The sequence below is a fragment of the Streptomyces sp. Q6 genome (assembly GCF_036967205.1).
Taxonomy (GTDB): domain Bacteria; phylum Actinomycetota; class Actinomycetes; order Streptomycetales; family Streptomycetaceae; genus Streptomyces; species Streptomyces citrinus.
Genome location: NZ_CP146022.1, coordinates 6,643,292 through 6,665,484, shown reverse-complemented (window position 1 = coordinate 6,665,484; position 22,193 = coordinate 6,643,292). Strand labels below are relative to the sequence as shown.

The window sequence follows — 22,193 nt, the reverse complement described above, 5'->3', positions numbered from 1 at the left end:
CAGTCCCACCGGAGGGCATGCCGGTATTGCGTGGTCTTCCTGTAAGAGGGACCCAACTCCTGGGTGGTTCCGCCACTTTCGGGGAGACTCTGGCCGATGTCGCCCGGATCACCGGGCCGGAAGTGGAAGAGTCATAGCCATGCAGGTCTGGCCTGGACAGGCGTATCCCCTGGGTGCCTCGTACGACGGCGCCGGAACGAACTTCGCGGTCTTCTCCGAAGCCGCCCACCGCATCGAGCTGTGCCTGTTGCACGACGACGGGTCGGAGACCGCAGTGGAACTGCGGGAGTCCGACGCGTTCGTGCGGCACGCGTACCTGCCCGGCATCATGCCGGGGCAGCGCTACGGCTACCGCGCGCACGGCCCGTACGAGCCCGAGAACGGTCTGCGCTGCAACTCGGCGAAGCTGCTGCTCGACCCGTACGCGCGGGCCGTCAGCGGCAGCATCGAGTGGGGCGAGGCGGTCTACGGGTATCCCTTCGGATCACCGGACGAGCGCAACGACCAGGACTCGGCGCCGCACACGATGGCGTCGGTCGTGGTCAACCCGTACTTCGACTGGGGCGACGACCGCCCGCCGCGCACCGAGTACCACGAGACGGTGCTCTACGAGGCGCATGTGAAGGGTCTGACGATGCTCCATCCGGCGCTGCCGGAGGAGCTGCGCGGCACGTACGCGGCGCTGGCGCACCCGGCGATCATCGAGCACCTCACCGAACTGGGCGTGACGGCCCTGGAGTTGATGCCGGTCCATCAGTTCGTCACCGACCACCGTCTGGTCGACATGGACCTGAACAACTACTGGGGCTACAACACGATCGGCTTCTTCGCCCCGCACAACATGTACGCGTCGTGGGGCGACCGGGGCGAGCAGGTCCTGGAGTTCAAGTCGGCGGTGCGGGCCCTGCACCAGGCGGGGATCGAGGTCATCCTCGACGTCGTCTACAACCACACGGCGGAGGGCAACCATCTGGGCCCGACGCTCTCCTTCAAGGGCCTCGACAACCCGTCCTACTACCGGCTCGCCGACGATCCGCGCTACTACATGGACACCACGGGGACCGGGAACTCGCTCCTGATGCGCTCCCCGCACGTGCTCCAGATGATCATGGATTCGCTGCGCTACTGGGTCGAGGAGATGCACGTCGACGGGTTCCGCTTCGACCTCGCGGCCACGCTGGCGCGGCAGTTCCACGAGGTGGACCGGCTTTCGTCGTTCTTCGACCTGGTGCAGCAGGACCCGGTGGTGTCACGCGTGAAGCTGATCGCGGAGCCGTGGGACGTCGGCGAGGGCGGCTATCAGGTGGGCAACTTCCCGCCGCTGTGGACGGAGTGGAACGGCAAGTACCGCGACACCGTGCGGGACCTGTGGCGCGGGGAGCCGCGCACGCTCGCCGAGTTCGCGGGCCGCCTCACGGGCTCGTCCGACCTCTACCAGGACGACGGCCGCCGGCCGCTGGCCTCGATCAACTTCGTGACGTGCCACGACGGCTTCACCCTGAACGACCTGGTCTCGTACAACGACAAGCACAACGACGCCAACGGGGAGGGCAACCGGGACGGCGAGAGCCACAACCGGTCGTGGAACTGTGGCGTGGAGGGCGAGACGGACGACCCGGAGGTGCTCGACCTGCGGGCGCGTCAGATGCGTAATTTCGTCGCTACGTTGATGCTGTCGCAGGGTGTGCCGATGCTCAGCCACGGCGACGAGTTCGCCCGTACGCAGGGCGGCAACAACAACGCCTACTGCCAGGACAACGAGGTGGCGTGGGTCCGCTGGGCCGAGGAGGACGCCCCGCCGGAGCCGTTCCTGGAGTTCACGCGCGCGATGGTGCGGCTGCGCAAGGAGCATCCGGTGTTCCGCAGGCGCCGCTTCTTCCACGGCCGCCCGGTGGAGGGCACGCACGACGAGCTCTCCGACATCTCGTGGTTCACGCCCGAGGGCGAGGAGATGACCCAGAAGGACTGGGGCGCCGCGCAGGCCCGTTCGATGGCGGTGTTCCTGAACGGCAACGCGATCTCGGAGCCGGGTCCGCGCGGCGAGCGGATCCTCGACGACTCGTTCCTGCTGCTGTTCAACGCCTCGCCGGAGGAGTTGGAGTTCGTGGTTCCGGTCAATCACGGCCGGCAGTGGGAGGCGGTCGTGGACACGGCGCTCGCGACCGGGCTGCCCGCCGACGACGGCCAGAAGGTGCAGGCGGGCGACCGGCTGACGCTGGCGGCGCGCAGCCTCACGGTGCTGCGGCGGCCGGCGTAGGGGCCTGGAGGGGCCGTACGCGCCATGCGACGACGAAGGCGAGGGCCGCGGCCGCGCTGCCCACCGCGAACGCGGCGGCGGGGCCGTGAGCCTGCGCGAGGCGCCCCGCCGCGGCGAGCGTGACGGCCTGTCCGCCGACGAACGCGCTCGCGGCGACCGTCATGCCCTCGGCGAGCCGTTCGCGCGGCACGGCCCGTTCCGTGAGCCCGAACCCGGTGATCAGGTTCGGTGCGAACAGGGCGCCGAAGACGGTCACGGCGACGTACAGGAGCGGCATGCTGTGCGTGACGATCAGCGGCAGCGACAGGAGCGCCGCGGCGGCGGTGGCGACGCGCCAGCGGTGCGGCAGCGCGAACCGTTCGGGGACGGCCGCCATGGACAGGCCGACGACGGCGCTCATGACGCCCATCGCGGCGTAGACGAGCCCGGCCTGGTCCTCGTGGCCCAGCTCCTGCGTGAGCGCGGTGATTCCGGCGCCGCAGCCACCGAGCAGGACGCCGAGAAGCACGAGGCCCACGCGCACGACGTGGACCTGGCGGGGCAGCCGCGGCCGCTCGGCGACCGGGCCGCGCGGCGCGGCGCGGGCACGGCCGCGGCCGTCGGGTGCAGGGCGAAGGCGGTGCCGCAGACGGCGACCAGGACGGCGGCGCCGGCGAACGCGTAGGCGGGGTGCGCGAGCACGGAGGCGACGCCGATGAGGGCGGGGCCCAGGACGAACGACAGCTCGTCCATCGTCGACTCCAGGGACAGCACGGCGTTCACGACGCGTTCGTCGGCCCCTCGCGGCGGACGAGGGCGACACCGCGGGCCCGCGCGAGAGGTCCGATGCCGGGCACGGTGGCGCCCGCGAGGACCGCGAGCGCCACCAGGAGGGGCGTCGGCAGGTGGCTCAGCGCGCCCAGCGTGTAGACGGCCACGGCGAGCGAGTTGAGCAGCGCGAAGGCGAGCACCACGGAGCGCTGCCCGCGCCGGTCCGCGAGGCGGCCCACGAAGGGCCCCATGGCGACCTGGCCGAGCGCGAGAGCGCAGGCGACGGTGCCGCCGGTGGCGAGCGAGCCGCTCGTGCGCGTGACGAGCAGGACGCTGCCGAACTGGATCACCGCGACGGGGAGCCTGCCGAGGAACGAGACGGTCGGCAGGAGCCCTCCCGTGACCGCGACCACCTGCCGGTAGGTGTCGAGTGTCGTCGCGCTCGCCTTCGTCGATCCGTCGCTCATCGTCCGACGCTAACGACGTCCGGACGCGGTCATGTATGCGGCGATGACACGAAACCCGCCCATGGGGGTACGTAGGTTCGCATGACGCCTCAGCATCCGACGATCCCGTGGGCGACGTACCGGCTCCAGCTGCAACCGGACTTCGGGTTCGGTGCGGCGGCGGTCGCGGTCCCCCATCTGGCCTCCTTGGGGGTCTCCCATCTGCATCTGTCGCCCGTCCTGGAGGCCGTGCCCGGTTCGACGCACGGCTACGACGTGGTGGACTGCGCGCGCGTGCGCGACGAACTGGGCGGTGAGGACGGCCTGCGGGCGCTGGCGGACACAGCGCACGCGCACGGGCTCGGCCTGGTCGTCGACATCGTGCCCAATCACATGGCGGCGTCCGCGCGCCACAACGGCCCGCTCCAGGAGGTGCTGCGGCACGGCCCGTCGTCTCCGTACGCGCGCTGGTTCGACATCGACTGGGAGGCGCAGGGCGGTCGGGTGCTGCTCCCGGTCCTCGCACGACATGTGGGCGACGAACTGCCCCACATGAAGGTGGACGGGGACGTACTGCGCTACTACGAGCACGAATTCCCCCTGCGTGAGGGCACCAGGGACCTGCCGCTGCCGCAGCTCCTGGATGCGCAGTGGTACCGCCTGGCCTGGTGGCGGCTGGCCCGCACGGAGCTCAATTACCGGCGCTTCTTCACCATCTCGGACCTGATCGCGGTGCGGATGGAGGACCCGGAGGTCTTCGAGGCGACGCACGCGACGGTGCTGCGTCTGGTGCGCGAGGGTGTCGTCGACGGGCTGCGGGTGGACCACCCGGACGGCCTCGCCGACCCGGGCGGCTACGTGCGCCGCCTCGCCGAGGCGACGGGCGGCCGGTGGACGGTCGTCGAGAAGATCCTGGAGGCGGACGAGCATCTCCCCGCGGCCTGGCCGGTGGCGGGCACCACCGGATACGACGCCCTGCGGCACGTGGACGGCCTGTTCACGGACCCGGCGGGCGCCGGTCACCTCCTGGGCCTGTTCCGCCGGTTCACGGGCGCCGCGGCGGACCAGGGCGGCGACTGGGCGGCGACGGTGCGCCGCGCCGCCCGGCGGGTCGTGACGTACGAGCTGGCCACGGAGGTGGACCGGCTGACGCGCGAGGCGGTGGCGCTGTGCGCCCTGGAGCCGGAGCTGCGCGACCACGCGCCGTGGCGCTGCGCGCCGCGCTGCGGGAGCTGCTGGTGCGGGTCCCGGTGTACCGCCCGTACGCGACGGGCGGCGCGGACCCGGAGTCGGTCCTGACGGCGGACGACGCGGCGGACGCGAAGGCCGCGTTCGCCGTGCCGGAGGAGGCGCGCGCGGTGGACGCCGTACGGGACCTGGCGCTGGGGCGGCGCGGCACGGGCCCGCGGCACCGCGGGTTCCGTGACCGGTTCGCGCAGACCGCGTCGGCGCTGCGGGCCAAGTCGGTCGAGGACAAGGCGTTCTACCGGCACACGCCGCTCCTGTCGGCCCTGGAGGTCGGCGGCTGCCCCGACAGCCCGGCGGTGGCGGCGGAGGCGTTCCACGCGTACTGCGCGCGCGTGCAGCGGGACTGGCCGTACACGTCGACGGCCCTGTCGACGCACGACACGAAGCGCAGCGCCGACGTACGCGCGGGGATCTCGGTCCTGACCCAGTGTCCGGGCCGCTGGGAGGCGCTGCTGGCCGGGGTGACGGAGCGGACCGCGCACGGCGGCGGCACCAGCGCCCCCGACCCGCAACTGGCGTGGGCGGCCTGGCAGACGGTGGCCGGGCTCGGCCCCGCGGAGCCGGAGCGGTTGCAGCGGGCGATGCTCAAGCACGCGCGCGAGGCGGGCCTGTTCACGACGTGGACGGAGCAGAACCCCTCCTACGAGAAGGCGGTGCGCGACTTCGTGTCGGCCGGCCCGTGCGGTCCTCCCGGGGACGCGGTGCTGCGCTTCATGGACTCGCTGGCACCGCACGTGCGGGCGAACGTCCTGGGCATGGCGCTGGTCCATCTGACGATGCCGGGCGTCCCCGACCTCTACCAGGGCACGGAGCACGAGTACCGGGCCCTCGTGGACCCGGACAACCGCGCGGCGGCCCGCTTCGACGCCGAACGCTCCACGGAGAAGTCGGCGCTCACGAAGGCGGCGCTGCGGCTGCGCAAGGAGCACCCGGACTGGTTCGGCGGCGGGGCGACGTACACACCGCTGTCCGCCGAGGGTCCCGGTGCGGCGCACTGCGTCGCCTACATGCGGTCGCAGCGCGTGATCGTGGCCGTGACCCGGCTGTCGTTGCGGCTCGCGGAGGCGGGTGGGTGGCGGGACACGGAGGTGCGGCTGCCGGACGGCGACTGGGTCGAGCTGCTCGGCCCCGAGCGGCGGTTCAGCGGGCACGCGCGCGCGGCGGAGCTGTTCGGACGGCTGCCGGTGGCGCTGCTGGTCCGGGCCGACGAGGTCAGCGCAGACGGACCCGCACAGCGGCCGGAGAGCGGGTGAGCAGGCCCTCGGGGGCCGGTCTGAAGCCCGGCGCCCAGCGAAGCACCGGCAGGGCCTCCAGGAGGGCGCGCAGGCCCGAACCGGCGGTGAGGCGGGCGAGCTGGACGCCGAGGCAGCGGTGGCGGCCCGCGCCGAACGCCAGCTGGCCCGGGGCCGCGCGGAAGACGTCGTAGCGGTCGGGGTCGGCGAAGCGGGTGGCGTCCCGGCCGGCGGAGCCCACCAGGCAGGCCACGGTGGCGCCCGCGGGTATCGTGCCGCCGCTCGTCTCGACCGGGGCGAGGGCGCGGCGCAGCACGATGTGCACGGCCGGGTCGCGGCGCAGCGACTCGGCCCAGGCGGCGTCGGCCAGGCCGGGCCGGGCCCGGACGAGCGCCAACTGGGCGGGGTGGTCGAGGAGGTTGGCGAGGAGCGCGGCGAGGGCCCGCCCGGTGGCCTCGCCGCCCGCGCCGAGCAGGGTCGCCACGAGCCCGGTGACCGCCTCGTCGGACAGCGGCCGCCCGTCGGTCCGCGCGGTGCACAGCACGGACAGGAGGTCGCCGCCCGGGTGTGCGCGGCGGCGGGCGAGGTGGGGCCGCAGGAACGCGTCGAGGTCGAGGTCGGCGGGGACACCGCCGAGGTGGGTCAGTCCGGTGCGGCACCAGGGGGCGATGCGGACCGTGTCGGCGGGCGGCAGGCCGAGCGCGGCCACGACCGCGGCGGCGGGCAGCCAGTGGCAGAACTCCTCGACCAGGTCGGCCTCTTGGAGGCGTATCAGGCGGCGCGCGAGCACGTAGGCGGTGCGGTCGACGCCCGCCTTCAACGCGGCCAGCGCGCGTCCCTGGAGTGCCGGGGAGACGAGGGCCCGGTGGGCGTCGTGCGTGGCCTCTTCGAGGTGGGCGAAGGAGCGGCCGGGCGGCGGGGCGACCAGGCGGGGGTCGGCGAGGGCCGCGCGCACGTCCACGTAGCGGCTGAGCAGCCACGCGCCGAAGACCTCGTCGTGAAGGAGGGGGTGGGTGTCGCGGAGCCTGCGGTACAGCGGGTACGGGTCACGGGCCACGTCGGGGTCGGCGAGGCTTGGCGGCGGCGTGGGACGGAGGGGGAGGTGACGACGGACCCCGGGCTGTGAGGCCTGTCCGAGAGGGCACAGCACCGCGGGGCTCCACTCTGTGCGCCGATGCGCGCACCGGTGCTGCGCGCGGCTCCTCCCAGCGGACCACCGGCGGCTCCGGCGCGCTCTCCTCGTACGCCCGTACGAGTGATGGCGCCTACCCTCCGTAAGGGCATAGCCTGAGATTTCGGCGGAGACCGGGATGAACACCGGGCCCGCCGGTCCCGTATCCATGGACGGGACGCACGGCGGGAAGAACCGGAACGAAGTCTGTCGCCGAGACGTTCTCCCGTCATGCGGGGTGTGGCCTGCACGGGTGCCGGGACGCGGGACGGCGGCCGGGACAGGCCTTCTTGACAGTCCGGTCCTGGCGTGGGGTACTGCGTTTTGCTGACGCCGAGAGCACCAACGGGGGTGAGTCATCTGACGGAGCAGCGCTACCCCACCTCGGCCGAACTGGTCCAGTCAGCGCGGGAGCTGGCGACCCACCGACCTGACCTGTGCCATCTACGCCAGGTCGGTCTGTCCCGGGGGAACAGACCCCTTCAGCTGCTGTCCGTGGGACACGACCGGCGTGCCGTCCTGATCGTCGCGGGCGCGCACGCCAACGAACCTACGGGCGCCTCCACGGTGCTGCACCTGGCCGAACGAGCGCTGATGGACCGGGAGTTGAGAACCGACCGGTCCTGGCACTTCCTGCTCTGCGCGGACCCGGACGGCGCGGCCCTGCACCGCACACCGGCGCCGCGCACCCTCCTCGACTACCACCGGCACTTCTTCCGGCCCGCGGGCCCGGAGCAGCCCGAGTGGTCGCCGTCCGTGCTGCCGCCGGACCGGCTCCCGCCGGAGACGCGGACGCTCACCGGTGTCATCGACCACCTGCGCCCCTACCTCCAGGTGTCGCTGCACGGCACGGAACTGGGCGGCAGCTGGGTGCAGTTGACGCGTGACATACCGGGGCTCGCCGAGCCGTTCGCGAAGTCGGCGGCGGAGTTGCACATCCCGGTGGAGACCGGGGCGTCCGACGCGGCGGGCTGGCCAGCTTCCGGGCGCGGGGTGCATGTGATGCCGGACCCCGACGCGCAGGCCGCGTTCCCGAGCCTGCCGGACGACGCCCGGCACTCCACCTGGCATCACGCCCACCGCTACGGCGGCTCCACGGCCATCGTCGAGGTCCCCATGTGGGCCAGCGACCTGGTCGACGACCCGGCGACGCACCCGGCGCCCGAGCGGGCCCTCGCGCGGCTGTCGGCGCGGCTGAGCCGCGACACCCTCCTGGTCGAGGACATCCTCGCGGAGTCCCTGCCCCGCCTCCCCGACACCACGGGCCCGCTGCTGCGGGCGGCGCGCTGGGCACTGAGCCTCGTACCGGGCCTGGCGGACGACTGGATGCAGCCCCCGCCGCCGAACGCGACGATGGCGTACATCGGATCGATCGACGCGTTCGCGCGGCGACTGCCGCTGCGGGCCGCCGCGATGCTGCTGCGGGTCCTGGAGGAGGCCGACGACCTGGCGGCGCCCCGCCTCGACGCCCTCGTCACGCGCTGGTGCGAGGTGTACGCGGACCGGTTCGGGGCGCGCTGGGTGCCGGTGGCCCATCAGGTCGAGCACCAGGCGCGGACGACGATCGCGGCGGTCCGGCACGCGCAGGGCTGACCGCGCCCGGCCGACCGGGCCCGCCGGATGACAAAGACGGACCGACGGCCTGCCGGCCGGTCTGTCGGTCTGTCGGTCCGTCGGCCGGTCAGTCGGGCGGTCGGCCTGTCGGCCGGTCAGTCGGGCGGTTCAGCCTGCGGAGAGCCGGAACGACATCCGGCCGAAGGCGACCTGGTCGCCGTCCTGGACGACGGCGGCGCCGATGACCCGCCGGCCGTTCACGGACGTGCCGTTCGTGGAGCCGAGGTCGCGCAGCACCCACGTGCCGCCCTGCCGGCTCAGCTCGGCGTGCACCCGCGAGACCGTCTCGTGGCTGAGGCGCAGGCCGTTCGCCGGGTCGCGGCCGATCCGCAGCGGGTACGGGTTGGCGACCGGCGGCAGCAGCAGCTTGGGCAGCCGCTCGACGGTCCAGGCGCGGCGCAGCCGCACGGTGAACCCGGAGACGGCCCCCACGGCCCCGAAGACGGCACGCGACCACCGGTTCTCGCGGCGCAGGTCGGCGGTGAGCACGGCCAGTTCGTCCGGCTTGCGGGCCGCGAGCGCCAGCTCCATGCGGCGCACGAACGTGTCGTGCGAGAGCCGGCCGAGCGCGACCCCGTCCCTGAGCACCTTCAGCGCACGGTCCCGCTCGGCGTCGGACAACCGCCCCGGGTACGTGTGGTGTTCAAAAGAGGACGTCACAGAGGTGATTGTCGGGCAGCGGGGGCCGGGGTGTCCAGAAAACCGGGAGCGTCCCGCTCCCGCCCCTGCTACGTTCGTCGCCGCCGCGGCCGGGAACGGGCCGCTCCACAAGGAGAGTTCTTGACCTCTGTCACGCAGGACCTGGTGATTCGCGCCCTCACGGACGGCGAGCCTTCGAAGGGCGACACCGCACTCTTCCACTCCATGGACGACCCGGGCCTCGTCGGCCGCGTCATCACCGGAGTCGACTACCGCACGTTCGCCGAGGGCGGTGACTACGACCCCGCCCGGACCTGGGTGGCGCTGCGCGCGGGACGCGTCGTGGCACGGGCCGCCTGGTGGGGCGCGCCGGACGACGCGGAGCCGGTCAACCTGAACTGGTTCGACGTCTCCCCCGACGACCTGGAAGCGGGCGTCGAGCTCCTGAAGCAGGCCCCGTACGACGTCGAGTACGAGCTGATCCTGCCCGCCGACTGGGAGGAGCGCCCCGAGGTGCGCGCCGCCGCCGAAGCACGCATGGAGGCGGCGCGACAGGCGGGCATGCGCCTTCTTGTGGAGCGTTTCCGTTACCGGTGGACTCCGGAGAACGGCGTTCCGGAGCGGCCCGGCCGGCTGGAGTTCCGGGCGGAGCCGGACGACGCGGTCGTCCTCGACGTGCTGCGTCGCGTGCACTCCGCGACGCTGGACGCGCACGCGCTGCGCGCGGTCGAGGAGGGCGGCCTCGACCAGGCCGCGCGGGAGGAGCTGGACTTCTTCCACTGGTGCCCTTCGCCCCGCTCATGGCTGCGATTGGCGTACACGAAGGACGGCGGCGACGTCGTCGGCATCCATGTGCCCGCGTACAACCACTCGGGCCCGATCATCGGCTTCATCGGGGTCGTGCCGGAGCAGCGCGGGCGGGGTTATGCGTATGACCTCCTGGTGGAATCGACGCGTTTCCTCGTCGAGCAGGGTGCCGAGGCGATCGACGCGGCCACCGACCAGGGGAACGTCCCGATGGCGGCGAATTTCACGAAGGCCGGGTACCCGGTGACGCAGAAGCGCGTCCATTACGTGTGACCCGGGCCGCAACTCGCCGAATCGGCCCTCCTGACGATCAAGAGTGACGCACCATGGACGCGTCGTCACCGGCCGCAGACGAGGGGGAACCGTCCGTGCAGTTCGAGGTGTGGGCACCACAGTCCGAGCGGGTCACGCTCCACGTAGCGGGCGCTGCGGACACAGAGCTGGAGCGTGATCCCGATCGCGTCGGCTGGTGGTCGGGGTCGGCCGAGGCCAGGGACGGGACGCGCTACGGGTTCGCGCTCGACGGCGGCCCCGTCCTGCCCGACCCCCGCTCCCGCCGCCAGCCCGACGGGCCCGACGGGCTGAGCGCGGTCGTCGACCACGACCGGTACGTCTGGCGGACCGGTTGGGCGGGGCGGGATCTGACCGGCGCGGTCCTGTACGAGCTGCACGTGGGCACGTACACGCAGGAGGGCACCCTCGACGCCGCCGCCGAGCGCCTCGACCATCTGGTCGACCTGGGCATCACGCACGTCGAGTTGATGCCGCTGTCCCCGGTCCCGGGGCGGCACGGCTGGGGCTACGACGGGGTCGGCCCGTGGGCCGTGCACGAGCCGTACGGCGGCCCGGAGGCGCTGAAGCGCTTTGTCGACGCGGCGCACGAGCGGGGGCTCGGGGTCGTCCTGGACGTGGTGCACAACCATCTGGGCCCGTCCGGCAACCATCTGCCCGCGTTCGGCCCGTACTTCACGGACACGCACCACACGCCGTGGGGCAGCGCCATGAACCTGGACGCGCCCGGCTCGGACGAGGTGCGTGCCTATCTGGTCGGCAGCGCGCTGACCTGGCTGCGCGACTACCGGATCGACGGGCTGCGGCTCGACGCGATCCACGAACTCCACGACCGGCGGGCGCTGACGTTCCTGGAGGAGCTGTCGGCGGACGTCGACCGCCTCGCCGGACAGCTGGGCCGCCCGCTCTTCCTGATCGGCGAGTCGGACCTCGGCGATCCACGGATCATCACGCCGCGCGCGGAGGGCGGGATCGGCCTGCACGCGCAGTGGAACGACGACGTCCACCACGCGATCCACGCCGCCGTCACCGGTGAACGGCAGGGGTACTACGCGGACTTCGCGCGTGAGCCGCTGGCGGCGATCGCCAAGACGCTCACGCACGGCTTCTTCCACGACGGCACGTACTCGACGTTCCGCGGCCGCCGGCACGGCCGTCCGGTGGACCGTACCCGGACACCCGGGCACCGGCTGCTCGCCTACACGCAGACCCACGACCAGGTGGGCAACCGCGCGCAGGGCGACCGGCTCGCCGCCTCCGTCTCCCCCGGCCTCCTCGCGTGCGCGGCGACGCTGGTGCTCACCGGCCCGTTCACGCCGATGCTGTTCATGGGCGAGGAGTGGGCGGCGAGCACACCGTGGCAGTACTTCACGGACCACACCGACCCGTCGCTCGCCGACGCCGTACGCAAGGGCAGGCGGCGGGAGTTCGCGGCGCACGGCTGGGCGGAGTCCGACATCCCGGACCCGCAGGACCCGGCGACGCGGCTGCGGTCCTGTCTCGACTGGTCGGAGCGCGAGAGCGGCGACCACGCGCGCGTGCTCGCGTGGTACCGGGAACTCATCGCCCTGCGCCACGCCCGTACGGACCTTCAGGACCCGGATCTGGCGGCGGTGCGGGTCGCGTACGACGAGGAGGCCCGCTGGATCGCGTACCGGCGGGGTGATCTGCGGGTGGCGGTGAACCTGTCGGGGGCGGCGGTGTCGATTCCGCTGGGGCGGCCGGTGGCGCGGTTGCTGGCGGCATGGGAGCGGGTGGACGTCCCTGGGGCGGACGGAGTGCTCACGATTCCGCCGGAGTCGTGCGTGGTCGCTGTCGCGCCTTAGGGGGGCGGCGGTGCGGGTGCGGGTGGGTGGAGGCTGAGCGGAACCGCGCCCTTATGCCCCGCGCCTCTGAGAGGGCGCACGCAGTGCGCATTTCAGAGGCGCGGGGAACTGCGCGACCAGCCCCCACCGCTCCCGCACCCGCACACCCGCACCGAACCGCACCCACCGGCCCGCATCCACCGCCCCAAGACCCCCCTCACCCCTCCGACACCAGCTCCAGCAGAATCGGCTCCCACACCCGTTCCAGCCGCACCCGCAGCAGCGCCCGATCGCCCTCCGGCCCGGCGTCGCCCTCCGCCAGCCGGACCAGCGCGTCGCACCGGCCCAGCCACAACCCCCGCAGACACACCCGCGCCCCGTACCCCGCCAGCGTCGCGGAGCGGACCGCCGCGCGTGCGCCGACCGATGCCGCGAGGCCCGCGATGTCCTCCGCGGGGTCGCCGATGACCGCGTCACCCCAGCCCAGCGCGCCGGTCACCCGCCCGTCGCGCGTGACGATCAGGTGCTCGCCGGAGAGGCCGTGGTGGACGAGGACGGCGTCGGGCAGCGGTCCGAGCTGAGCCACCGCGTGGCCGGTCAGCTGGCGCAGCCGCTCGGCGTCGAACTCGCCCTGCCCGTCGAGCTTCTGGGCCGCGGGGGCCGCCTGCCGCCGCAGGTTCTCCAGGGAACGCGGCGCGACCTTGGGCACGCCGAGCTGGGCGGCACGCGCGACCGGCACGGCCCGCAGCGCGGTGAGCAGACCAGCGAGGTCCTCCTCGCCGGCGGCCGTGACCTCCCGCTCCTGCGCGGTCTCGCCGGGCAGCCGGGTGTCCAGGGAGTAGACGAGTCCGGGCGCCCACTCCCCCGACGCGATGCCGACGGGCACCGAGACCGGCACGTAGGGGCGGACGAGGTCGCGCAGTCGCAGCTCGCACCGTCGCCGCGTCGACGCCGGAGCGTCGGGGGCGAGGCGCAGGACGTGCTTGTCGCCGACCCACCAGGCGTACGGCGTGTCACCGGCGCGGACCGAGCCGCCTCCCGGGAGCAGGGGCTCCAGGAGGTGGCGCACCGTCTCGGCGGTGGGGCGCGGTGGCGTCGGCATGGCGGCTCAGCTCACGATCGCCATGTCCCGCGCCGTGGCGTTGAGGCGTCGGCCGCCGTCCTCGGTGACGGTGACGATGTCCTCGACGCGGACGCCGAACCGGCCCGGCAGGTAGATGCCCGGCTCGACCGAGAAGCACATTCCGGGCACGAGTTCCTGCTCCTCGCCCTCGATCATGTACGGCGGTTCGTGCGTGGTGACGCCGATGCCGTGCCCGGTGCGGTGGATGAAGTACTCGCCGTACCCGGCGTCCGTGATCACCTTGCGGGCGACGCGGTCGACGTCCTGGCAGGCGATGCCCGGCCGCACGGCGTCGCACGCCGCCGTCTGCGCCTCGCGCACGATGTCGTGCACGCGCCGCTCCTCGTCCGTGGGCTCCCCGACGTGCACGGTGCGGGTCGTGTCGGAGCCGTAGCCGTGCTTCAGGCCGCCGAAGTCGAGGACGACCATGTCGCCGTGCCGGATGACGCGGTCGCTCGCCTCGTGGTGCGGGTTGGCGCCGTTGGGACCTGATCCGACGACCGTGAAGTCGACCTGCGAGTGCCCGAACTTCCGCAGCAGATCGGCGAGTTCGCGGGCGATGTCGTTCTCCTCGCGGCCCGCGAAGGCGACCTTCTTGATCTCCTCGTACGTCGCGTCCGCGGCGGCGCCCGCGGCGGCGAGGCGTTCCAGTTCGGCGGCGTCCTTGACGCCGCGCAGCATGGGCAGCGCCTCGGTGAGCGACACGTACGAGGTGTCGGGCAGCGTCTTCTGCAACCCGAGCAGGTGCATGGCCCAGGCGTTGTCGCTGACACCGAAGCGGCCGGTGACATCGAGCAGCGGGGCCGTGACGTCGTACGGGTTCGTGCCGTCGGTCCAGTCGCGCAGCGTCATCGCGTCGGCGCCGGCGGCCTTCGCCGCGTCGGGCGCCTCCAGCGTCGGCACGACGAGCGTGGGTTCCTGCCCGGCGGCGAGGACGAGGAGGGTGAGCCGCTCGGTGTCGGCCGGTACGGAGTAGCCGGTGAGCCAGACGAGGTCCGGTCCGGGCGCGACGAGCACACCGGCGAGTCCCGCGTCGGCGGCGGACTGCGCGGCACGCTCCATGCGGGCCTCGTAGTCGGCGGCGGTGAAGGGCGCGGGTGTGCCGGTCGTCATCTCCGGAACCTCCAGGAAGCTGCGGTCGCCTCACCGGACCCGGGAACACGGTCCGGTCTCTGGGCAGCATCCTGCCCGGCGGCCGCGGACGGCGCGAGTCCGCCTCCGGGCCGAACAGCCGCCCGTCACGGAGCACAAGCACACCCAGCACCGGCAATTAACGCCTCAGCCTTGTTCAAGCATTAACGCTAATGCTTAGATTCAGGAGAGCCATTACGTACGGGGTCTCCCGGCCCCTCTACCGGACAAGGACGTACGCCCATGCTCGTGCTCGCCCAGATCAGCGATCTGCACCTCGACGGGACCCCGCGCGCCACCGAGCGGGCCCGCCGCGTGATGGACCATCTGCGGGCGCTGCCGGGAGGGGTGGACGCGCTGCTCGTCACCGGCGACATCGCGGATCACGGCGCCGAGTCGGAGTACGAGGAGGCGGCCGCGCTGCTCGGTCTGCACGACCCGGCGTCACCGTTCCCGGTCCTGACCTGCCCCGGCAACCACGACAGCCGCGCCCCGTACCGCAAGGCCCTGCTGCGCGAGGCCGCCGCCGACGGGCCGGTGAACAGCGCGCACCGGGTGGGCGGGGCCGCGATCCTGATGTGCGACTCCAGCGTCCCGGGCGCCGACGAAGGGGCGCTCGACGAGGAGACGTACGGCTGGATCGAGGAGGAGCTGGACGCGCTCGACGGCGACACGCCCGCCCTGATCGCCTTCCACCACCCGCCGGTCGCCCTCCACCACCCGCTGCCCGACCGCTACCGGCTCGACCAACCCCGCTCCCTGGCACGCCTGCTGGAGAGCAGGCCGGAGATCGTCGCCGTCATCGCCGGCCATGCGCACACTCCGGCGGCGACGACGTTCGCCGGGCGGCCGCTGATCGCGGGGCCGGGTGTGACATGGACGTTGCGGCTGCCGTGGGAGGGCGAGCAGGTCGCCGACCGGGCGGCGCCGGTCGGGTTCGCGTTCCATGTCCTGGACGACGAGCGACGCCTGACGACGCACTTCCGTACGGTCTGAAGCCACCGCCGGTCCGCACGGCCCGATCACCCACGATTCCGTACGACGCCACGACGCCCCGACGGCATGACGGGACAATGACCGCGCCCTCCGTACGGTCCGGTCCGCGTCCGGCGTCGCGCGCTCTCAGGTCACCACTCCCGGTGTCACCGTCAACTCCTGCCGTGCACCGCTGTCGTGACGGACCGTCAACGTCAGTTGTCGCCCCGGGTGCGCGTCCCTGACGACCGCCGCGAGGTCGCTCGCCGAGCCGATCCGCGCCGTTCCGAGGCTCAACAGGACGTCACCGCGCACCAGTCCCGCGGTGTAGCCGGGCCCCGGCACGTGTACGGCGACGACCAGCGCGCCCGGCCCCTTCGGAGCGTCGACGACCTCCACGCCGAGGCTGCCCCTGGCCTCGGCGCGGGACCGCGAGGGCGCGGCGCTGTGCGCGGTCGGCGCGGCGGACGGCGTGCCCGGCGCCGGGGCGCCTGGGCCGCCTGCTTCCGCGTCTCGGCCAGCTTGCTCATGCCGATGACGGTGGCGCCGACGGTGCCGAGGCCCACCCCGGCCAGCACGAGAACGATCGCGCAGAGCAGGCCGGACAACCAGGTGACCAGGCGCTTTCCGCGGCGTCGCGCGGCATGTGGGCGGCGGGCGGGGCGCGGCTTCCGCCCGGGAGCGCCGCCGGGGTCGTGCCCCGCGGCTCCTGGCCTGGACTTGGGTCGCAACGCGGTCTGTTCCATAGGTCGCTCGCCTCCGGCCACAGCCCTACCCTCCGCCGCGGCACGCGACGATCCCCGAACGAGTGAGAGTGCCCGCCCTCGCGCGAATTCCCGCACCTCACAGCAGGTCAGCGCACTCATGCCGCCGTCGGTTCGGTCCACGCAAGCCGTACGGGCCCCGCCCGACTCACCTCAATAGACCCACCCGAAAGGAGAGTTCAGCAGCGAGAGGGCAACTCGAAGGGGCCGACGACAGCCCGGTCCGGCACTGGCGCGGTGTCATGCTCGGCGTGCGCCTCACCCGGGAGCACGACGCCCTGGCCGCCGCGGGCCTGCCGGACGCCGTGCGGGCCGCGGCCGACGCCCTGCGCGCCCAGCTCTCGGAGGCGGGCGCGCGGAGCGTCTGAGGCGACCGTCAGCGGATCAGGAGGCGATCCACTCGAAGGGCAGCCGGTGCGGGGCCGTCGGCGCCGACAGCACGACGCTGTCGGCGAGTTCGGGCTCGCGCACCGTCGGTGTCACCGTGGGCAGCGGGGCCGTCGGGATGCGGTCCGGCAGGAAGCCGTGGGCGCGGGCCGCCAGGTACTCGGGGCGGTAGCGGTCCACCTCCCGGTGCCAGTTGAGGATGCCCGCCATCCAGTTGCGCAGGTCCTCCACGTATCCGTCGAGGATTCCGCGCGCCTCGTCGGAGAGCTTGAAGTCCTCGTACAGGACGGGGAATTCGTGCGCGACGACGTGCTCGAACTGCTGCATGCGCTGCGTCATGAGGTCGTGCACGATGCCGAGCGCCCTCGGATAGTCGACGCCGAAGAAGTTCTGCACGACGAGGATCGCGTTGTGGATCTCGCCCTCGTACTCGATCTCCTTCTGGTACGAGAACACGTCGTTGATGAGCATCGCGTAGTCGACGGCGGCGTTCTCCAGCGAGCGGACGGGCCCGCTGCGGTACACCTCCGGCGGGACGGCCGGGCCGTGGCCCATGCGGCACAGGCCCATCGTCAGGTCGGCGCCGAAGGTGGCGCGGCGCATCTCCAGGTAGTCGACGGGGTCCGGGATGCGGTTCTGGAGCTGGTTGGCGACCTCCCACACCCAGCTCTCCGTCATCACGTCGACCGTCGCCTTCATGGTGCGCCGCTGCTCGGGCGTCATCGTGGCGGTGGTGCGCGCCCACAGGTCGACGAGGCCGCGTTCCATGGCGTTGACCGGGACGGGGGCGGGCTCGCCGTCGACGGGCATGCAGGCCGACAGGCGCGCGGTGCACGCCTTCGCGGCGGCGAGGTCGCGCCGGTGCCCGAAGACCAGCGGGTAGTAGTCGTCGCCGTACGTCCCCCACGCGAGCCACTGCGCGCTGAGGTCGAGGGCCTCGGGCGAGCCGTCCGGGTCGAGCCCGGCCGAGCACAGCGCCAGGTCGGCGGCGGCGAGCTTGACCTCGTCCCAGACGCCCTCCGCCAGGATGCCCATGCGGTGCGCCCACGGCACGAGACGGGCGCGGGCCCCGTCGAGTCCGGGGTTGAGGCGCAACTCGAACGGCATGAAGAAGTCGGGCAGTCGCGACGGCCCGACCTTCTGGTACGGCACGTGGGTGTACGCCCGCAGCCGTTCCGCGCCGACGGACGCGAGCAGCGCCGGTACGTCCGCGCCGCTCGTCCCGAGCCCGGTGGGCCCGCCCAGCGGCGACGGCTCGGCGACGGCCCCCTTGTTCATGTACCTGCTGGATCGCAGATGCCATTCGTGGCCGCCGGACTGCCAGTCCTGAAGGCCCCGCGTGTAGGCGGCGACGGCCGCGACCTCGTCCGGCGTGAGGCCCTTCTCCAGGGCCAGCGCCGGGACTTCGGTGAGCGCGGTGTGCTCGAACTGGTGCAGGCGCGAGCTGAGCACGTTGTTGACGGCCTCCGCCGCCTCCTGCGTGCCGCAGTCGAAGAAGGTCTCCAACACCAGGACCCCGTTGGAGAGTTCGCCCTCGTCGCACACCTCACGCTCGTACGAGAAGAGGTCGTTGCGCAGGTGCACGGCGTCGGAGAACGTCTCCATGAGGACGCGCAGCGGCCGCGACTCGGCGACGGAGGCGGGGACTTCGGCGGTCGCGTACTCGACGAGCCCCGCCGACCAGGGCGCGCCGCCCACCTTGCGGCGCATCTCGATGTACTCGACGGGGTTGGAGATCCGCCCCTCGTTGATGTTCGAGAGCTCCCACATCGACTCGTTGAGCAGGTGTTCGGTGGACTCGGCGAAGCGGCGGCGCCAGTCGGCCGACATGGCGGGGACGGTGCGCCGCCACAGGTCGATGAGCCCCGCCTCGACGGGGTTCTCCGGCTCGGGCACCTCGGCGTCGAGGTCCATCGGCATGAACAGCGGCAGCCGGTCGAGGTGGGCCTTGCCGGCCTCCCGGTCGTTGGTGCGCTTGAACATGTCCAGGAAGTGGTCGTCGAAGAAGAAGACCCACACGTACCAGTCGGTGATCAGCGACAGCGCGGGGCCGTCGCAGTCGGGGTGGGTGTACGCGCAGAGCAGACCGTAGTCGTGCGCGTCGAGGTCGCTCTGGTCCCAGACGCCGCTGCCCTCCAGCATGCCCATCTCACGGGCCCAGGCGCTGGAGTGCGTGCGAGCCTCGTCCAGGTGCGGGTTGAGCCGCGCCTGGTAGGGCATGTAGAAGCGCGGCAGGTGGAACGGCTGCGAGGACTGCTGTGTCATGTGCGCGGCCCTACCCGTGCCGGTCAACTGCCATCCGCGGGGCGGCACATGATCGTCCTATCGCGTGAACCGCGGCCGTTCGAGTCCCTTCGGGTTTATCGGCCCGGCGCCCGGGAAAGGCCCGGCGGTCATAGGGTCTACGCGTCCCAGTGCGCGGGCCGTCGCAGCGCCGCGGGCACCTTGGTGGTGGCGTCGCCGTGCGCCGCGTTCAGCTGGGCCTGGGTGAGGAAGACGCTGCCGGTGAGGTCGGCGCCCGCCAGGCGCGCGTCGCGCAGGTCGGCACCGATCAGGTCGGCCGTGCGCAGGTCGGCGCCGGTCAGGTCGGCGGCGACGAGGAGGGCGCCGCGCAGGTTGGCGCCGCGCAGGTCGGCCTTCCGCAGGCGGGCTCCGACGAGGTCGGCGCCGCGGTGGTTCTTCTTGCGCCCGAGCGCTCCGGGCACCTCGGCGCGCACCAGTTCGCTCGCCCTCAGCAGCAGGGTGTTGACGTCGCCCCGGATCGCGGGCACGTCGGCGGCGAGCAGCTCTTCGGCGTCCGCACGCGTGAGCAGGTCGATGGTGTCGAGGGCGCGCCGCGCGTCCTGATGCACGGCGGCGGCCCGGCGCAGTGCGAGGACCTCCTCCAAGTACCAGAGCAGCTCGTGCAGTTGGCGCATGACGGGAAAGACGTCGTACATGGTGCGCGCGCTGTCGGGGCGCTCCCGCCAGCTCACCCCGTCGAACGTGACCTGCGAGACCTTCTGCCCCGCGCCGAAGCAGTCGAAGACGGTGCAGCCGCGGTAGCCGTCGTCGCGCAGAGTGGCGTGGATGCCGCAGCGGAAGTCGCTCCGGAGGTTGCGGCAGGGCGTGCCCGCGTTCTTGTTCGCCGCGAAGTCCTGGGACTTGGCGAAGGGCAGCGCGACGCAGCAGAGGCCGAAGCAGGTGCCGCAGTCGGCGGTCAGGTCGGCGCGGGGCAGAGCGGGGCGACGGGCATCGGGAGAGGTCACGCCCCCTATTGTCGCCGACCGCCACCGCACGCCCTCTTGTGGCCCGGCCCGCGGAGCGCCACCGTTGACGCGACCGGAACCGCTCGTCCCACACCCCCAGGAGTCGACGTGGCCTCCTTCTCGCTGCCCCACGCGCTGCACGGCGACGGCCCGCACAAGGTGATCGCGGTGCACGGCTGGTTCGCGGACCGCTCCGCGTACGCGCCGATCGTCCCCGACCTCGACCGCGTCTCCTTCCAGTACGCCCTCGTCGACCTGCGCGGCTACGGCGAGGCGATCCAGACGCCGGGCGCGTACACGACGGCCGAGGCGGCGGACGACGTCATCGACCTGGCGGACCGGCTCGGCTGGGAGCGCTTCTCGCTGATCGGGCACTCGATGGGCGGCAGCGTGGCGCAGCGGGTGGTCGCGCGGGCGGGGGCGCGGGTGCGGCGCGTCGCCGGGGTGTCCCCGGTGCCCGCCTCAGGGCTGGCGCTGCCGCCCGAGCAGTGGGAGCTGTTCGCCGGGGCCGACACCGAGCCCGCGAACCGCCGCGCCATCCTCGACGTCACGACGGGCGGCGTCCGCCCCGCCGCCTGGCTGGACCGCATGGTCGAGCGGTCGCTGGCGTGCAGCGACGCCAAGGCGTTCCGGGCCTGGCTGGACTCGTGGGCGCGCGACGACTTCCACACCCGACTCGAAGGCTGTACGACGCCCGCGCTCGCTGTCACCGGCCAGCTCGACCCGGCGCTGTCGGCGGACCTGATGCGGCAGACGTGGCTGCGCTGGTTCGTGCGCGGCGAGCTCGTCGATCTGCCGGTGTGCGGCCACTACGCGATGGACGAGGCGCCGCTGGCGCTGATCAGGGTGGTGGAGGACTTCCTCCGGGCGGACGGCGCGTGACGGGCGGGCCGCCCGACGTCTTCGACCCGCGCCTGTACGCGGCGGGAGTCCCGCACGACCGCTACCGCGTCCTGCGCGACCACCACCCGGTGTCATGGCAGGCCGAGCCGGCGGTCCTCGGCTGGCCGGAGGGCCCCGGTTTCTGGGCCGTGTCCCGGCACGCGGACGTGGTCCGGGTCCTGAAGGACGCGACGACGTACTCCTCGTACCTCGGCGCGACGCAGATCCGCGACCCGGACCCGGCGGACCTGCCCTTCATCCGGGGCATGATGCTCAACCAGGACCCCCCGGCGCACGGCCGGCTGCGCCGCCTGGTGAGCCGGGCCTTCACGCCGCGCCGGGTCGAGGGGTTCGAGCGGGCGGCGCGCACCCGGGCGACGGCCCTGCTGGACAAGGCGCTCCGGGCGGACGACGGCACGTCCTCGGTCGACCTGGTCTCGACCGTCACCGACGACTACGCCCTGCTCAACCTCGCCGACCTCCTCGGCGTACCGGAGTCCGACCGCGCGCTGCTCCTGCACTGGACGCGGCGGGTCATCGGCTACCAGGACCCGGACGAGGCGCCGGAACCGGTCCTCGACGACGCGGGGCGCCCGGTGAACCCGCGCTCCCCGTCCGCCCTGGCCGACATGTTCGCGTACGCCGACGCGCTCGCCGCCCACAAGCGGGCGCACCCGGCCGACGACGTCATGACGACGCTCGCCACGGACCCCGAACTCACGCCGCCCGAACGGCAGATGTTCTTCTTCCTGCTGACGATCGCGGGCAACGACACGGTTCGCGGCGCGGCGCCGGGCGGCCTGTCCCTGCTGGCCGAGAACCCGTCGACGTACGCCCGACTCCGCGCGAACGAGCTGGACTTGGCGTCTCTCACGGACGAACTCCTGCGCCGTCACCCGCCGGTGCTCACGTTCCGCCGTACGGCGGCGAAGGACACGACGCTGGCGGGCACCCGTATCGCCGAGGGCGACAAGGTCGTCGTGCTCCACGCGTCCGCCCACCACGACGAACGCGTCTTCACCGACCCCTTCCGTCTCGACCCGCACCGCGCCCCGAACCCGCACGTGTCCTTCGGCGACGGCCCGCACGTCTGCCTGGGCGCGCATTTCGCACGGCTCCAGCTGCGGGTGCTCTACGACGAGGTGAGCCGCGCCCTGCCGGAGCTGCGCCCCGCCGGGACACCACGGCGGCTGGTGTCGAACTTCATCAACGGGATCAAGGAACTGCCGGTGCTCCGGGAGCCGTGAGGCGGCGGCCTCGACGGGGCTTCCGTACGCCGCCGGTCCCGGTGTACAGTGACGGCCGATCGATCCCGATCACAGGGTTGTTACTCCCCACGAAGACGTCGCCGTCCTCGTGAGGCGAGGCAAGGCCTGGGAAACGCCGTTTGGCGTTGCCCGGGCCTTTTTTGTTGCCCGGACCC

At 73.0% G+C, this 22,193-nt stretch carries 16 protein-coding genes and 2 pseudogenes; 8 read left to right on the top strand and 10 right to left on the bottom strand.

Annotated elements, in window-relative coordinates; genetic code table 11:
• Positions 1 to 139 precede the first annotated feature (139 nt).
• Positions 140 to 2,257, top strand: coding sequence for a glycogen debranching protein GlgX (glgX, locus tag V2W30_RS30955; RefSeq protein WP_338701686.1), 2,118 nt, complete (start codon positions 140 to 142; stop codon positions 2,255 to 2,257).
• Here glgX and V2W30_RS30950 read toward each other — a convergent pair.
• The 3 genes from V2W30_RS30950 to V2W30_RS30940 are packed head-to-tail and all read right to left on the bottom strand — an operon-like array spanning position 2,232 to position 3,474.
• The gene (locus V2W30_RS30950; RefSeq protein WP_338703834.1) at positions 2,232 to 2,765 is read right to left on the bottom strand and encodes an MFS transporter; all 534 of its coding nucleotides are present in this window, start codon (positions 2,763 to 2,765) and stop codon (positions 2,232 to 2,234) included. The two genes, glgX and V2W30_RS30950, sit on opposite strands and share 26 nt — an antisense overlap.
• The gene (locus V2W30_RS30945) at positions 2,654 to 3,019 is read right to left on the bottom strand and encodes a hypothetical protein (RefSeq protein ID WP_338701684.1); all 366 of its coding nucleotides are present in this window, start codon (positions 3,017 to 3,019) and stop codon (positions 2,654 to 2,656) included. Before V2W30_RS30945 ends, V2W30_RS30950 begins: the two co-directional genes overlap by 112 nt.
• Positions 3,016 to 3,474 carry a hypothetical protein gene (locus V2W30_RS30940; protein WP_338701682.1) on the bottom strand — a complete coding sequence of 153 codons (459 nt, stop codon included), beginning with the start codon at positions 3,472 to 3,474 and terminating at the stop codon, positions 3,016 to 3,018. The genes V2W30_RS30945 and V2W30_RS30940 overlap by 4 nt, the downstream gene beginning before the upstream one ends.
• 81 nt (positions 3,475 to 3,555) lie before the next feature.
• On the opposite strand from V2W30_RS30940, the pseudogene treY reads away from it, so the two are divergent.
• Positions 3,556 to 5,954, top strand: a pseudogene (treY, locus tag V2W30_RS30935) (malto-oligosyltrehalose synthase).
• On the opposite strand, the gene V2W30_RS30930 reads toward treY, so the two are convergent.
• Complete coding sequence (locus V2W30_RS30930) at positions 5,914 to 6,990, bottom strand: cytochrome P450 (protein WP_338701680.1); 1,077 nt, start codon at positions 6,988 to 6,990, stop codon at positions 5,914 to 5,916. The pseudogene treY and the gene V2W30_RS30930 overlap by 41 nt on opposite strands.
• Positions 6,991 to 7,455: 465 nt before the next feature.
• On the opposite strand from V2W30_RS30930, the gene V2W30_RS30925 reads away from it, so the two are divergent.
• A complete protein-coding gene (locus V2W30_RS30925; RefSeq protein ID WP_338701678.1) occupies positions 7,456 to 8,697 on the top strand; it encodes a M14 family zinc carboxypeptidase in 1,242 nt (413 codons plus the stop codon).
• Positions 8,698 to 8,826: 129 nt separating this feature from the next.
• Here the strand turns inward: V2W30_RS30925 and V2W30_RS30920 are convergent, their stop codons facing one another.
• Entirely contained in the window at positions 8,827 to 9,378 is a 552-nt protein-coding gene (locus tag V2W30_RS30920; RefSeq protein ID WP_338701676.1) for a DUF1707 and FHA domain-containing protein, read from the bottom strand.
• 120 nt (positions 9,379 to 9,498) lie between these two features.
• Between V2W30_RS30920 and V2W30_RS30915 the strand changes: the two genes are divergently transcribed.
• Entirely contained in the window at positions 9,499 to 10,437 is a 939-nt protein-coding gene (locus V2W30_RS30915) for a GNAT family N-acetyltransferase (protein ID WP_338701674.1), read from the top strand.
• Between the two features lie 95 nt (positions 10,438 to 10,532).
• Positions 10,533 to 12,281 (top strand): malto-oligosyltrehalose trehalohydrolase, encoded by a 1,749-nt coding sequence (gene treZ, locus V2W30_RS30910; RefSeq protein WP_338701671.1) that lies wholly within the window; start codon positions 10,533 to 10,535, stop codon positions 12,279 to 12,281.
• A gap of 196 nt (positions 12,282 to 12,477) precedes the next feature.
• Here the strand turns inward: treZ and V2W30_RS30905 are convergent, their stop codons facing one another.
• Both V2W30_RS30905 and V2W30_RS30900 read right to left on the bottom strand, forming a co-directional pair.
• Positions 12,478 to 13,362, bottom strand: a complete 885-nt coding sequence (locus V2W30_RS30905; RefSeq protein WP_338701669.1) for an aminoglycoside phosphotransferase family protein — start codon at positions 13,360 to 13,362, stop codon at positions 12,478 to 12,480.
• A gap of 6 nt (positions 13,363 to 13,368) precedes the next feature.
• Positions 13,369 to 14,496, bottom strand: a complete 1,128-nt coding sequence (locus V2W30_RS30900; RefSeq protein WP_338701667.1) for an aminopeptidase P family protein — start codon at positions 14,494 to 14,496, stop codon at positions 13,369 to 13,371.
• A gap of 261 nt (positions 14,497 to 14,757) precedes the next feature.
• Between V2W30_RS30900 and V2W30_RS30895 the strand changes: the two genes are divergently transcribed.
• Complete coding sequence (locus V2W30_RS30895) at positions 14,758 to 15,510, top strand: metallophosphoesterase (protein WP_338701666.1); 753 nt, start codon at positions 14,758 to 14,760, stop codon at positions 15,508 to 15,510.
• A 126-nt stretch (positions 15,511 to 15,636) separates the two neighbouring features.
• On the opposite strand, the pseudogene V2W30_RS41690 reads toward V2W30_RS30895, so the two are convergent.
• The 3 genes and pseudogenes from V2W30_RS41690 to V2W30_RS30880 form a co-directional block, all read right to left on the bottom strand.
• Positions 15,637 to 16,235, bottom strand: a pseudogene (locus V2W30_RS41690) (PDZ domain-containing protein).
• 402 nt (positions 16,236 to 16,637) lie between these two features.
• Positions 16,638 to 18,905: a germacradienol/geosmin synthase Cyc2 gene (gene cyc2 / locus V2W30_RS30885; protein WP_338701664.1), complete on the bottom strand. Its 2,268-nt coding sequence runs from the start codon at positions 18,903 to 18,905 to the stop codon at positions 16,638 to 16,640.
• A 137-nt stretch (positions 18,906 to 19,042) separates the two neighbouring features.
• On the bottom strand, positions 19,043 to 19,888 hold the full coding sequence (locus V2W30_RS30880; RefSeq protein WP_338701662.1) for a pentapeptide repeat-containing protein: 846 nt from the start codon (positions 19,886 to 19,888) through the stop codon (positions 19,043 to 19,045).
• Between the two features lie 108 nt (positions 19,889 to 19,996).
• On the opposite strand from V2W30_RS30880, the gene V2W30_RS30875 reads away from it, so the two are divergent.
• Positions 19,997 to 20,770, top strand: a complete 774-nt coding sequence (locus V2W30_RS30875) for an alpha/beta hydrolase (RefSeq protein ID WP_338701661.1) — start codon at positions 19,997 to 19,999, stop codon at positions 20,768 to 20,770.
• Positions 20,767 to 22,017 carry a cytochrome P450 gene (locus tag V2W30_RS30870; protein ID WP_338701660.1) on the top strand — a complete coding sequence of 417 codons (1,251 nt, stop codon included), beginning with the start codon at positions 20,767 to 20,769 and terminating at the stop codon, positions 22,015 to 22,017. Before V2W30_RS30875 ends, V2W30_RS30870 begins: the two co-directional genes overlap by 4 nt.
• Positions 22,018 to 22,193: the final 176 nt, after the last annotated feature.

Bases quoted from the DNA above. Each gene is read 5' to 3' on its own strand.
- V2W30_RS30895 (WP_338701666.1), top strand. From the start codon at position 14,758: ATGCTCGTGCTCGCCCAGATCAGCGATCTGCACCTCGACGGGACCCCG.
- V2W30_RS30940 (WP_338701682.1), bottom strand. From the start codon at position 3,474: ATGAGCGACGGATCGACGAAGGCGAGCGCGACGACACTCGACACCTAC.
- V2W30_RS30900 (WP_338701667.1), bottom strand. From the start codon at position 14,496: ATGACGACCGGCACACCCGCGCCCTTCACCGCCGCCGACTACGAGGCC.
- cyc2 (WP_338701664.1), bottom strand. From the start codon at position 18,905: ATGACACAGCAGTCCTCGCAGCCGTTCCACCTGCCGCGCTTCTACATG.
- V2W30_RS30905 (WP_338701669.1), bottom strand. From the start codon at position 13,362: ATGCCGACGCCACCGCGCCCCACCGCCGAGACGGTGCGCCACCTCCTG.
- glgX (WP_338701686.1), top strand. From the start codon at position 140: ATGCAGGTCTGGCCTGGACAGGCGTATCCCCTGGGTGCCTCGTACGAC.